The organism is Flavobacterium sp., assembly GCF_039930565.1.
Classification (GTDB): Bacteria; Bacteroidota; Bacteroidia; order Flavobacteriales; family Flavobacteriaceae; genus Flavobacterium.
The window spans coordinates 26,670-40,595 of the sequence record NZ_JBDTTP010000034.1; the positions used below are offsets into that span (position 1 = coordinate 26,670).

The 13,926-nt window shown below is 33.5% G+C and carries 12 protein-coding genes; 3 read left to right on the plus strand and 9 right to left on the minus strand.

Translation table 11 applies throughout. The features are described 5' to 3' along the window. Positions 1 to 136: 136 nt before the first annotated feature. The 7 genes from ABI657_RS10255 to nirB form a co-directional block, all read right to left on the minus strand. Positions 137 to 850, minus strand: coding sequence for an endonuclease/exonuclease/phosphatase family protein (locus ABI657_RS10255; protein ID WP_348097165.1), 714 nt, complete (start codon positions 848 to 850; stop codon positions 137 to 139). 174 nt (positions 851 to 1,024) lie between these two features. Next, positions 1,025 to 2,521, minus strand: coding sequence for an MFS transporter (locus ABI657_RS10260; RefSeq protein WP_348097166.1), 1,497 nt, complete (start codon positions 2,519 to 2,521; stop codon positions 1,025 to 1,027). 99 nt (positions 2,522 to 2,620) lie between these two features. Beyond that, a complete protein-coding gene (locus ABI657_RS10265; RefSeq protein ID WP_348097167.1) occupies positions 2,621 to 3,280 on the minus strand; it encodes a response regulator transcription factor in 660 nt (219 codons plus the stop codon). Between the two features lie 158 nt (positions 3,281 to 3,438). Beyond that, on the minus strand, positions 3,439 to 5,268 hold the full coding sequence (locus ABI657_RS10270; RefSeq protein WP_348097168.1) for an ATP-binding protein: 1,830 nt from the start codon (positions 5,266 to 5,268) through the stop codon (positions 3,439 to 3,441). A gap of 63 nt (positions 5,269 to 5,331) precedes the next feature. After that, the gene (locus ABI657_RS10275; RefSeq protein WP_348097169.1) at positions 5,332 to 5,916 is read right to left on the minus strand and encodes a DUF4202 domain-containing protein; all 585 of its coding nucleotides are present in this window, start codon (positions 5,914 to 5,916) and stop codon (positions 5,332 to 5,334) included. 33 nt (positions 5,917 to 5,949) lie between these two features. Beyond that, entirely contained in the window at positions 5,950 to 6,327 is a 378-nt protein-coding gene (gene nirD, locus ABI657_RS10280; protein ID WP_348097170.1) for a nitrite reductase small subunit NirD, read from the minus strand. 276 nt (positions 6,328 to 6,603) lie between these two features. Next, entirely contained in the window at positions 6,604 to 9,117 is a 2,514-nt protein-coding gene (gene nirB / locus ABI657_RS10285) for a nitrite reductase large subunit NirB (RefSeq protein ID WP_348097171.1), read from the minus strand. A 264-nt stretch (positions 9,118 to 9,381) separates the two neighbouring features. On the opposite strand from nirB, the gene ABI657_RS10290 reads away from it, so the two are divergent. Beyond that, positions 9,382 to 10,161 carry an META domain-containing protein gene (locus ABI657_RS10290; RefSeq protein WP_348097172.1) on the plus strand — a complete coding sequence of 260 codons (780 nt, stop codon included), beginning with the start codon at positions 9,382 to 9,384 and terminating at the stop codon, positions 10,159 to 10,161. Positions 10,162 to 10,225: 64 nt separating this feature from the next. On the opposite strand, the gene ABI657_RS10295 is transcribed toward ABI657_RS10290, so the two are convergent. Beyond that, on the minus strand, positions 10,226 to 11,359 hold the full coding sequence (locus ABI657_RS10295; RefSeq protein ID WP_348097173.1) for a DegT/DnrJ/EryC1/StrS family aminotransferase: 1,134 nt from the start codon (positions 11,357 to 11,359) through the stop codon (positions 10,226 to 10,228). Positions 11,360 to 11,492: 133 nt separating this feature from the next. On the opposite strand from ABI657_RS10295, the gene ABI657_RS10300 reads away from it, so the two are divergent. Together ABI657_RS10300 and ABI657_RS10305 are read left to right on the plus strand one after the other, a co-directional pair. Further along, positions 11,493 to 12,719 carry a glycosyltransferase N-terminal domain-containing protein gene (locus ABI657_RS10300; protein ID WP_348097174.1) on the plus strand — a complete coding sequence of 409 codons (1,227 nt, stop codon included), beginning with the start codon at positions 11,493 to 11,495 and terminating at the stop codon, positions 12,717 to 12,719. 351 nt (positions 12,720 to 13,070) lie between these two features. Continuing rightward, a complete protein-coding gene (locus tag ABI657_RS10305) occupies positions 13,071 to 13,283 on the plus strand; it encodes a hypothetical protein (RefSeq protein WP_348097175.1) in 213 nt (70 codons plus the stop codon). A gap of 135 nt (positions 13,284 to 13,418) precedes the next feature. Here ABI657_RS10305 and ABI657_RS10310 read toward each other — a convergent pair whose 3' ends face one another. Beyond that, entirely contained in the window at positions 13,419 to 13,778 is a 360-nt protein-coding gene (locus tag ABI657_RS10310) for a DUF1508 domain-containing protein (protein WP_348097176.1), read from the minus strand. Positions 13,779 to 13,926 lie beyond the last annotated feature (148 nt).

Sequence of the window (13,926 nt, forward strand, 5' to 3'; positions counted from 1 at the left end):
AGTTGATTTGTATTGTGGAGACGCGCAGTTGTGCGTCTCTATCATTTAAAAAGCTTATATTTTTTCTTCAACATAAGTAAAATTTTTAATTACAATAGCCTCGATAGTCTTTGTGTACAGGAGTTGGTTATTATCTTTATAAATTGAAATTGATTATTAAAGGTTTATGGTCGCTATATTTTGTCCAGTCCTGATAAGTTCCTACTTCTACGCTCTCTAAAATTTCCATGAAATCATTTGAAGCGAAACAATAATCAATATGATAAGGTTTGCTTGCATTACGATACATATACAAAGTGGGATGTTGTTCCTTTCCCTGTAATTGATTGTAATATTTATGATAGGTACTAAAAATTTTCTTTGACTCTAATTTATTGACTACAGTTGTATGATTTCCTTCTCGTCGAGGCTTGTCCCAAATAGTATTGCTATTAAAATCACCAATTAAAATCGTTTTATTTTCAGTAATAAGGTTTTCATAATAATGGATCGCTTTCCAAACCTGGGTTACATATTGTCCGTCTTTATCTTCCGGATTATTTGCCCAGATTGCAAATAAAGTAAAATCCACATTTCCTCCTGTAACAGCTATTGGCAATATGTTTTTGAAAATTGGATTATGGCATTTAAGTAGTTTAAATCGGTAATCGCTATAGGAAAAAATACCAATTCCTTTATTTTGATTTGAGCCATACCAAAGAATATCTGTTGGTAATTTAGTTCCTACAGGAAATTTCAATTTGTCCGGATTTTCACATTCTGGAATTACAACAATATCAGGATTATGAGCCAAAATAAATTCTGCCTTTTTTCTGAATGCCATATTACAATTCCAAGTTATAATTTTCATTTTATTGAGAATTCTAAGTATAACTATATTAATTTGATGTCTAGAAAAATAAATAATCTTACACCAAATATACCCTTTTTAAAACACAAAAAAGAGCTTCCGAAGTCAATCAAAAAGCTCTTTTTAAAGTAGAGAGAAATTAGAATATTTGGCTTTCGCCGAAATAAGATTATTTTATATTATTGCTTTTGAGGATTTTCTTTCCATCTTTCTGGATAATTCCGGTTGTTTTTCATTCATCATTTTAGTGATGGTAAGGTGCATCCAAACCAAACAAATAATAGAGAATATCAGAATGAATATCCAGGAACTTGACCAGATTCCGGTCGCCGTTAATAAATAACCAAAGATAATTGGTCCAAAGAAACCGCCTAAACCTCCTATCATACCAACCATTCCGCCCACTACACCCACTTCAGTCGGAAAATATTCCGGGATATGTTTGTAAACGGCAGCTTTTCCAATTCCCCATGAAATTCCTATCAGCACTACCAATACTAAGAAGACCCACATATTGGCATCAAACTTAATTACGGTAATTCCTTTTGCCAATAATTCTTTTTTCTTTACAGTTTGATTTTGTTGCACTACTACTTGCTGCCAGGAAGTACTGGTTGGAAAAATTGTACTCTCAGATAGGGTTTCCTTTTTTTGACCTACAGCAAAATCTGTTTCTCCAACTTTAATATTCTGATCTGATACTGAAGTAATTGTTCCTTTTTTGGCTGCCAAAACTCCAGGTCCTGTAGTTGTAATTTCCATTTTTGGAATCATTAACAAAGCACTCAAAATAACGGATGAACTCAACACCCAGTACATCACTTTTCTGGCTCCGAATTTATCAGATAAATAGCCTCCAAAAGCCCTGATTACCCCTGATGGCAAACTAAACAGGGTCGCAAATAATCCACCCATAACCAAACTTGTCTGATAAACGTTCATGAAATTGGGCAACAGCCATTGTGAATACGCTACAAAACATCCAAAAACCAGAAAATAATAGGCCCCAAAACGCCAAACTCGCGCTGATTTTAAAGAACCCAGCATTTGAGAAACCGTTTTGGTATGGTTTTCTATTTTTTTGTTTTTGGCGAAAATCAAAAAGGCAACACCTATAATAACTAACACAACTGCATAAATAACAGGCAGTATTTTCCATCCGTTTTGTGGATCTTCTATTGAAAAATGATTTAATAATGAAGGTGCTAAAAAAGTAGTGATCGCTGCTCCGGCATTTCCCATTCCGAAAATTCCCAACGCTCGACCCTGCCACTCTTTCGGATACCAGATTGAAGTATATCCAATTCCGACAGCGAAACTTGTCCCAACCATTCCAAACAAAAAACTCAATACTGCAAACATGAAAAAGCTATCTGCAAATTGTAATAGAAACAAAGGGATCGAACATAGCAGCAGTAATAGTGAAAACACATATTTACCACCAAATTTATCAGTAAGTATGCCTATTGGCAAACGCATTATAGAGCCAGTAAGAATTGGAATTCCTAATAACCACCCTACCTGAACAACGCTCCAGTCAAAGATGCCATTGTCTACTAAAAAGGTTACCAAAACACCATTTAAAGTCCAGCAGGCAAAACAAACTGTAAAGGCCAGTGTATTTAAAAATAAAATTTTATGCGATTGCTTTAAAGAGTTTGTATTTTCCATAGTACTTATATTTTTTGGTAAAAATAAGTATTATGACTTAGTTAAAAACTGCTTTTTAGTAGGTTTTGCAAAATAAATAAGTATTTATACTTATTTATTTTATAGTAAAGAATATTCTGTTGCTTTATTGGAAAGTTCCATTAAATTCTTCACTTTCAGCTTTTTCATCAAATTAAAACGATGTACTTCAGCAGTACGCTTGCTTATTTCAAGCGCTTCAGCAATTTCTTTGTTTCCTTTTCCGGACAATAAAAGTGTCAGGATTTCTTTTTCCCTTTTGGTAATCATCATTTCTTCTCCTAAATTTTGTTTAGGTTCTGGTGACATAGAGGAATTGGTAAGCTGTCCAATTAATATGGAAGAGATATCTCCACTAAAATATTTTCCGCCATTCGCAACAGTATGCAATGCTTTCAGGAATTCATCTTTGCTGGAACCTTTAAGTAAATAACCGTCGGCTCCTGCTTTAATGGATTTCAATACGTATTCTTCCGACTCGTGCATCGAAAGCATAATGATTTTTACATCATTGTTATCGCTTCTAAGTTTTTCTACTACTTCGATACCCGTTAAATGTGGCATACGAATATCTACTATAAGTAAATCAGGTGTATGTGCCGCTACTACTTCAAGTGCATCTGCACCATCAATTGCTTCACCTACAACCTCAATATTTGCTTCGTTTTCCAGTAACGATTTGATGCCGTCTCTTACAAACACATGATCATCAGCCAGCACAACCCGAATAATATCACTCATATTTTACTTAATTTTTATTCTGAAATTTTACGTATATTCATCTATAATGAATGGCTAAGATACGTATTTTTTGAATTAAATAATTAGATAATTTAAAATCAAGAATGCATTAATTTAGATTCCAAATAATATAAGCCATTATCAAATTGGCACATTTTCTAATTACCTAAATTATCTAATTTTGAAATTGGAATATTAAAAGTTATCCTTGTTCCTTCTCCCGGAATCGAATTGAAGAAAACACGTCCGTTAATATATTGAATTCTTTCTTTCATAAATAACAAGCCCATTCCGGATTCACTGTTTCGTTTTTTATCAACTGCTGCCATATCAAAACCTTTTCCATTATCATCAACGATAATACTCAATAGCGTTTGACTGTGTGAAAGCTGCACTATAATATGGGAGGAGTCTGCATATTTTATGGCATTATTAATCGCTTCCTGAGTCAGGCGATAAATATTGATTTCGATTAAGGAATCCAAACGCTGGTCAAAGTCGGTTTTGTTGTAGAACAAAATTTCTTTTCCGGTTAGTTTAGAGAGTTCCTGAGTCAGTTTTGCTATTGATGAAACGATTCCGTGATCACTTAATTCGGGCGGCATTAAGTTGAAAGTTGCTGTTCGGACACCTATAATAATATCAAGTGATAATTTTTTCAGGTATTCAATTTTCTGTGCTGATTTTTCCTTGTCGTCCAGATTGATACTTTCCAGGCTAAATTTCAAACCCGTCAGCATCTGCCCTATTCCATCGTGGATTTCCTTGGCAATCCGGTTTTGTTCATTCTCCTGATTTTCTACAATCTTGCTTGAAATAATCTTTTGCTGATTGATTTTTTCGGTACTGTTTTCAAGATTTAGACGCTCTACTTCCCGCTGGGCTTTTTTACGTTCCGTAATATTGAAACAAACAATTAAAAGTTCCAGTTCCTCTTTTTTAATCATCACTGGAACCATTGATAAATCCAGCCAGATAGCCTGATTTTCTTTGTTGATTATTTTAAATTCTCCCTGCCAGCCACTTCTTTGTTTTTCAAAAATAATACGGTCAAAATTTAACTGCTCTTTTTCGTCAGTGGTTAAAATCTGGGCAAATCTTTTATTAGATAAAAATTTGGTGTAATTTAAAAGTTTGGCGAATTTTTCACCTACGTGAATGATAGAGCCGTCGGGTGCAATTCGGCAATAAAGCAAGGTATTCTCCATCGCATAATTGAGCGACTTTAATTCTTTTACGGAGTTTTCCTTAATTTCACTGATGATTTCAGTATCGTAGGCCAGCTTTAAAGCTTTCTTTTGAGAAGATAAGAGTCGGGCGATCAGATTTTCAATTTTTTTATTGGTTGGTTTGAAGATGAAAAAGAATTCCAGTACCAAAACCAATAATGTAAAGCCAAAAATCCAATATTCTGTTGTGCGTTGCTCGGTTACTTTTTCATGCGCTTCCTTGTCATACTGCAACACAATCTCATTCATTTTCGAAAGAAAGTATCCTTCGTTTTTGAGAATTTTTTGTACCAGTTTTTGATTATCGGCACTGCTGTTTTTTTGTTCCAAATTCAAAATAAACAAATTCACCGATTCAACAATAGTATTAAAACTGGGTTTTATTTCGGCATATAATTTAGAAAGTGATTCGCTTTTTTCTTTTGGAAAAGCCAGACTGTCACTACCATTTTCTAAGGCATTCTGATTGGTTTTCCAAAGCGATAACACATTTCGAAGATGGGCAATTTCTTTTTTTTGGGAAGTATCGGATACAAAATTAAGGATCAAAACTTCTTTGGTAATCCGTTGGCTCAACATTCTTTGCTTTCCGGAAATATTGATAATTTTAGAATCACTAAGCTGCTGTTTTAGATTGTACTGAATTAATAACTGACTTAAAATGATGGTTACAGCAATAGTCCAGAGTGCAAAAAAATACAATCGTCGTAAATTTTTGAATGTAATTTTCTCTGCAACTTCCTGATTGCCTTTTTTCATTCGAAGTTAATATTTGTTTTTAGCGGAAAATCGAATTCGTTTTTAGCTCATTTCATAAGTAGATTATAATCCTAAAGATGCTTTTATTAAATTCAGATTTTCTTCGGAATAATTAATTTTTAAAGCTTCTTCATGCCCTTTGTCCGACATCTTATCCCATGTTTTTTTAATGATGTTTTTGAGTTTTTCATCATCATGCTTTTCAACAAAAGGCTCGAGATAATAATCTAGAAATACCAGGCAAATTACATCTTCCAGCAATTGGGTTTCGGCATCTTTTTTAAGCAGTTTTTTTTCAATCAAAAAAGAAACACGATCAATAAAAGCCTGATCATATCCTGCTCTTTCTAAAATTTCAGCAGTGGTTTTGGCATGGAATTTTTTTAAATCTTCTCTCCATCTTAAATACCCCACACGATCCATTGGATAGGATTCACGCGCTACTTTCCATCTGCAGATATGTTGTGCTTTTGAAGCAATCTGAACCTCTTCTGAAGCATCAGGACAAAACTGCATCAGTTTTTCGTACATCCTGTTGGAGTATAAAAGCTCTTTGGGATATTCAGTATTCTGATCGGTTTCTATGTTTGGATCCTGAGCGTTTTCTGCATCAATCCACTCGCTTGCTTTCTGGAAAGGTGTATTCATTTTTATTAAAAAGATATTTTCAAATATACATAATTAATCTAAAAAGCCAACGAATACTTTGTCTTCAACTATCCTGACAGGATATGTGGCAATCTTAAAATCGTCTCCATTAAGGTTGGAACCATCCACCAATGAAAATGTTTTTTTGTGCATTGGGCAGGCAATTTTAGGAATATCATCAGTTGAACCGGTCATTCCTCTTGACAACACCATTTCCATTTTATGAGGACATGCATTTTGACAAGCATACCATTCATTACGCCTTGCAAAATTAAAAATAGCAATTTGTTTATTTTTGTATTTGATGCAACCCCCACGATTGGTTGGAAAATCACTCACATTACCGGCTTTGAACCATATTGTAGCATCACTAGGATGTACTGTTTCGTATTGATTTAAAATTTCTTCCATTTTGGTTGTATTTTTTAATCTGTGTTCTTATCCCTCCTTTTACAATCAAGAGAGTTTGATGGCGCAGTAAAAAGAGGGTAAGAGGACAGCAAACGTTTGTAATATATTTTCTTTATTGATTTTTTTTAACACATAGAAACATAGGTTTTAAAGTTTTGAAAGAAAATTAAGAAACTCTTTTCTAACACATAGCTATGCGTGTTTTAAATAAGTGAAACGCCTTCTATCAAGTTCTCAAAATCTATGTTTATGTGTTTAAAAATTAATGGCTTTTATTTATGACCAGGCTTTTGGCATTTTTTGATCTCTTAACGGAACAAAAGCGATATTATCATCTTTTTCATCCGAGTTCACAAAGTGACTAAAACGTTTCAATAATCTCGGTTTCTCAAGCGCTTGTTTCCACTCACATTCAAAAGTATTGACCAAAGTCTGCATTTCAGCTTCTAATGTTTCGCAGATTCCAATACTGTCTTCAATAATTACTTCTTTCAGATACTCCAAACCTCCGTCCAGTTTTTCCAGCCAGGTTGATGTTCTGATCAGCGGACCAGCCGTTCTGATATAGTACATTAAAAAGCGGTCCATGTATTTGATAACGGTTTCCTTGTCAATTTGTTCAGCCAATAAAACAGCATGTTTTGGATTAGCTCCTCCGTTTCCGGCTATGTATAAATTCCATCCACCTTCTACAGCAATTAGTCCAAAATCTTTTCCTCTTGCTTCGGCACATTCTCGAATACAGGCTGAAACTCCTCCTTTCAATTTATGCGGAGAACGGATTCCTTTATATCTGTTTTCCAATTCGATAGCAAAACCGGCACTGTCATCCATTCCGTAGCGACACCAGGCGTTTCCAACACAGCTTTTTACGGCTCTCAATGATTTACCGTAAGCATGACCGCTTTCAAAACCATTATCAATTAATATTTTCCATATTTTTGGAAGATCATCTAAATGTGCTCCAAATAAATCGACACGTTGTGCTCCGGTAATTTTAGTATATAAATCGAATTGTTTCGCCACTTCTCCAATGACTATTAATTTCTCGGCAGTTATTTCTCCACCTGCAACTCTTGGCACAACAGAATAGGTCCCGTTTCGTTGAATATTGGCTAAAAATCTATCATTGGTATCTTGTGTCGTTAAATGTTTATTTGCGGTATCATTATAAATACTCGAGAAAATTGAAGCAATAACAGGCTTACAAACCTCGCAGCCATCGCCTTTTCCATGATGATCAATTACATCGTAGAAATTCTCATATTTATTGATTTTCACCAAATCAAATAATTCCTGACGGGTGTATTGAAAATGCTCACAAATAACATCTTTTACTTCTTTGCCCATAGATTTCTGAGCCGCTTTAACCAGATCAGAAACCATTGGTTTACAGCCACCACAACCCGAAGTTGCTTTGGTTAGTTTTACAACATCTGAAAAACTGGAGCAGGTTTCATCTAAAACAGAACAGCAAATTGATCCTTTGGTTACATTCTCACAAGAACAAATTACTGCAGTATCCGGCAAATCCATTGCACTTCCCATAGTCGATCCTTCAGAACCGTCTCTGGAACCTAAAATCAAATCTTCCGGGTTTTTAGGCAATGCCATTGCATTGCTGTAAATTTGGAAAAGTGAATTATAATCACTTGAATCTCCCACTAAAATTCCACCCAGTAAAGTTTTGGAATCTTTGGTTACATTAATTCTTTTGTAAATTCCGGATAATTTATTCTCGTAAATAATAGCGGTTACGTCATCATTTTCGATAAAAGGATCACCAAAACTCGCTACTTCAACGCCAATTAATTTCAATTGCGTAGACATATCGATAGTTTCTCTCATGGTTTTAGAACCATTTAAGATTTGCTCTGCGGCAACATCAGCCATTTCATAACCGGGAGCTACAAGACCGTAAATATTCTGATTGTATAATGCTACTTCACCAATAGCAAAAATAGAAGGATCTGATGTTTGCATCTGATTATTTACCACAACTCCGCCACGTAAACCAACTTCAAGTCCTGAAATTCTTGCCAGCTCATCACGCGGTTTAATTCCGGCAGATATAACCAACATATCTACTTTTAACAATTCATCATCGGCAAACATCATTCCCGTTATACAATCTTTTCCATCTATATATTGTGTCGCTTTATTAAGGTGAATCCCAATATTAAGCTCCTCAATTTTAGATTGCAGCATATCGCTTGCCCCTTTATCAAGCTGTCTAGGCATTAAGCGTGGAGCAAACTCTACAACATGTGGATTTAATCCTAAATCACGAACCGCTTTTGCAGCCTCCAAACCTAATAATCCTCCACCTAAAACAGCTGCTTCACTGCATCCTTTTTGTTTTATTTTTTTGGCATATGCCATAATCGCATCCAAATCTTCAATCGTACGATATACAAACACTCCTTCTTTTTCTACCCCGTCTATTGGCGGCACAAATGCCGAAGAACCTGTAGCCAGCACTAAGTAATCATACGTATGCACTTTTTCTAAATGTGTACGAATCGTTTTCTCTTCACGATTAATATCAGTAATTAATTCTGAAGTATTTAAAGTAATATTATGTTCTAAGTACCATTCACTTGTAGACATGGATAAATCGTCAGCCGCTTTTCCTCCAAAGTATTCACTCAGATGAACACGATCGTAGGCTCGTCTCGGTTCTTCTCCAAATATGGTAATCTGATACTTTTCCTGTCCTGACTTTGCAACAAATTTTTCACAAAATTTATAACCCACCATGCCGTTTCCAACTACTATTACTTTAATCATGATTTCTTTAATTAAGTATTACTACGCAAATATAAGTATTTATACTTATATAAATACGTATTTAAAATATTTTTCGAGTCAGAGGCCTTAATTTTTGTTACGTATTTTATCTTAATCTTTTACATAGCGCGGGTTTTCTGCAGAATTGAATTTTAATAAATATCCTGATTTGAAAACATTCTAAATAAGTAATTGAGAAAAATGTTGTAAATTCATAAGAATTTTACATGTATTTTAATAAAAATACTATTTCAAATAAAACGTATGAAAAATATACTGGCCTTTTTGTTTTTATTTTCCTTTTTGGTAAGTTGTAAAACTTCAGCAGACAAAATTTCGGACACAAAAAATTCATCAGAATATGGATCTCAAGAGGACGAGATGAAATATTATTTTACTGCCACAGGAAATGAACCGTTTTGGGGATTAAAAATGGAAAAAGAAAATGTTGTATTTACTTCTTTAATTCCAGGAAAAGAAAAACTTATTTTTTCGCCTGTTGATGCAGTCAAAGCGATGGATGCCAATGTTAAGATGTATAAAGCGAGTAATGAAACATCAACAGCGGCAATTACAATTCAGCAGGCAGATTGCCAAAATTCAATGTCCGGCACCATTTCGCCTTATAAAGTATCAATAGAGATTAAAAACAATTCAGAATTAGAGACTACAAAAATTGTCGGCTGCGGAAAATATAATACAGATTACCGATTACATGATATTTGGGTGCTCGAAGAACTGAACGGATTTAAAGTTTTTGTAACCGATTTTCAGAGAGAATTACCGAGAATAGAAATCAATTCATCAGAGAATAGGTTTTCGGGTTATGGCGGATGTAATGCAGTTAGCGGACAAATTTTTTATGAAAAAGATTTGCTGCGTTTCAAGAAGGTCGTTTCTACTCTAATGGCTTGTTCCCAAGGAAATAAGGAGAGGGATTTTTTGAAAGCTTTACAAAACACAACTATTTATAATATAGAAAATAACCAATTGACTTTATCGAATCCTTCTGGGAAATTGATAGTTTTTAAGAAGGTAGACTAATTAAAAAACAAAAATCCCAATTATCAAAACTGACAATTGGGATTTCTGTATTATTCTCATGTAATTATTTATTCAAAAATTCCAAAACAGAATCCGTAATAAATTTAATTTGCTCATCATCAAGTTCGGTATGCATTGGCAACGCAATTACTTCTTTCACTAATTGATTCGTTACCTGAAATTGTTCTTCTTTATATCGAGAACTGGTATACGCTTTCTGGCTGTGCAGCGGAATTGGATAATAAATAGCGCAAGGAATGCCTTTATCCTGCAAATGCGCTAATAAGCCATCTCGTTTTCCATTTAGAATTCTTATCACATACTGATGAAAAACGTGGCAATCACAACTTTCACAAATCGTTGGCGACCAAATATCTGAACTTACACTTAGAGCCAAACTATATTTTCTTGCTGCCGCTTGTCGCGCTTTATTGTATGCATCTAAATTGGGTAATTTAGCATTCAAGACACCTGCCTGTATGCTATCTAAACGTGAATTTACGCCTACGACATCATGATGATATCTTTCATACATACCATGATTTACGATACCTCGCAAGATGTGAGCCAATTTATCATCATTAGTGAAAATTGCACCTCCATCTCCATAACAACCTAAGTTTTTAGAAGGAAAAAAAGAAGTTGCGCCCACATGGCCAATTGTTCCTAATTTCTTTTTTGAACCATCTTTAGACTTATAATGAGCTCCAATTGCTTGTGCATTATCTTCAATAACATACAAATTATGTTCAGCTGCAATCTCCATAATCGCATCCATATTGGCGGCGCGACCAAATAAATGCACAGGAACAATCGCCTTGGTTTTTGGTGTAATCGCTTTTCTAATTCCGTCAAGCGAAATATTCATATTATTCATATCAACATCAACCAAAACCGGAGTCAATTGCAGTAAAGCAATAACTTCTACAGTGGCAGCAAAAGTAAAATCGGCAGTAATAACCTCATCTCCAGGTTTCAAATCCAAACCCATCATGGCAATCTGCAAAGCGTCAGTACCATTAGCACATGGAATTACATGTTTTACTCCCAGATAATCTTCAAGATTTTTTTGGAACTGATGAACCAAAGGTCCGTTTATATAAGTATTTGTATTTAAAACTTCCTGAATAGAAGCATCAACAGTAGTTTTTATTTTCTCGTATTGACCCTTTAAGTCAACCATTTGAATTTTTTTCATTTACTTTCTTATTTAAATCTGAAGATTCTGTTTTAGATCAAATCTTTAAAATCAAAAGCAAAAATAGTTATTTAATACCTTCAAACAATGAAAATATTCGAAAGAAACGTATTTTAGCACCAAAAATAAACACATGCTTTTTCTATATAATTTAGTCATTTCTATTGCAGTTTTTGTACTTAAAATCATAGCAGTATTTAGTCCTAAAATCAAGCTTTTTACAGACGGCAGGAAAAATGTTTTTACTCTCTTAAAGGAAAAAATAAAACCGGAAGACAAAACGATTTGGTTTCATGCAGCCTCACTTGGCGAATATGAACAAGGATTGCCAGTCATCGAAAAAATAAAAGAAAAATATACCGCACATAAAATCATAGTTACTTTCTTCTCGCCTTCAGGATATGAAGTCAGAAAAAACAATATAGTAGCTGATGTCACTTTATATCTTCCTTTGGATACAAAAAAAAATGCTAAGAAATTTTTAAAATTAGCGCATCCGGAATTAGCTTTTTTTATTAAATATGAGTTTTGGCCGAATTATCTTCAAGAGCTGAAAACAAATAACACCCCTACTTATTTGATTTCCGGAATTTTCAGGGACAATCAATTGTTTTTTAAATGGTACGGAGGATTTTACCGAAAAGCTTTAGAAACTTTTACCTGTTTTTTTGTTCAGAATCAATATTCTAAAGACAAAATTGAGTCAATTGGCTTCAACAACGTTATTGTTTCGGGGGATACCCGCTTTGACAGAGTAGATGCTATACTGGAAAGAGACAATTCACTTGATTTTATTGCAGCTTTTAAAAACAATCAGACAACCATCATAATTGGAAGTTCCTGGCCGAAAGACGAAGCGTTAATAATTGAATATATTAACCAATCTTCTGATACTATAAAATTTATAATTGCACCTCATAATATAAAATCAGAACAAATTGAAAATCTAAAAAATGCCATCTCAAAAAAAACAATTTTGTTTTCTGAAAAAGAAGACAAACTACTACCCGATTATAATGTCTTTATTATTGACACAGTTGGGATGTTAACAAAAATATACAGTTACGGCACTATTGCCTATGTAGGAGGAGGATTTGGAAATCCTGGAATCCATAATGTATTGGAGCCGGCAACATTTGGAATTCCAATTGTAATTGGTCCTAATTATTCTAATTTTGCAGAAGCAATTGAGCTTGCCAATATTGGAGGCTGTATGGTTATTTCTAACAAGGAAGAACTCAAACAAACTTTTGACCGCTTACTTTCAGATGAAAATTTATTGATCAATACCGGTAAAATCTGCAAATCTTATATTCAGGAAAATAAAGGAGCTACAAACACAATTATTAAAGCTATTTAAGAGTTATTTAATAGATCCAAAACACTTTTAATCTAAAATTTTAATCTAAAAACCGTAATCTGAATAAAAATAAAGACAGTGCTTGATTAAGAATTATTTCCAAAATCAAAATATACCACAATTTAAAAACCAACAATAGCCAATTGTTTTTAAAATATCTAATAAAAAAGGAAATACACCTAAAATACAATAATATTTTTAATTTTAATTACTTTGGCATATTACTTGATGAGTAATGAAATCGAGTAGTGAAGGAAAATATTTTAAAAAAAAAATAAAAAAATATTTTACATATTAAAAAATTTATATCTTTGCCTCGAATTAATAATTAACCTTTTATAATAAAGTAAGATGAAAAAAGTATTTTTAAGTTTAGCTGTTGTTGCTGTTTTAACTGTTGTTTCTTGTAAAAAAACTGATGCTGCTGCTGATGCTGCTGCTGCTGACTCTTCAGCTGTAGTTGTTGATTCTGCTGCTGCTGTTGTTGATTCTGCTGCTGCTGTAGTTGATTCTGCTGCTGCTGTAGTTGATTCTACTGCTAAAGAAGTTGAAGCAAAAAAATAATTAGACACAGCTCTAAAAGATTTTAAAACCATCCCGCCAAGCGAGATGGTTTTTTTTTACATTATTAATTATGAATTTAATCATGCAAAAAAGCATTTGCCTCTTGAAAAATGCTTTTTTTATTCTACTAATATCTTAAACAACCGGCTCTTCTTCAAAAATCAAATCATTTGAAGAAAAATCTAAAATTTCTGCTTTTGAAGCATACAACACAATTTCTTTTATTCCTTTCTGCAAAAGCAATTCAGTAGTGTATTTACGGCTTGTTGCAAAATGAATATCCCCAAGCATCAATTTAAAGAAATATTTCCCTCCAGAGCCTTTAAATTTCAAAAAATTAGCAAGCCCTGTGTTAATTTTAAACTTTTCAATAGCCTCTTCACATTCAAATTTCAATTCATAACTCAAACTCGTGAATATCACCTTCCCTTTTCTGGATGTAAACACAAATTTATATTCATCATTAAATCTTTTACTAATTACAAAAGCCCCCATGTTGATTGTTGATTGTTGATTATTGATTATTGATTATTAAATCTAACGAAATAAATTTACTGTGCAAATTTATTATCTCAAAGTTAAGTTTATACAATAAAAAAAGCCTCTTCAAAAGAAGAGGCTTTAGTACTCAGAGCGGGACTTG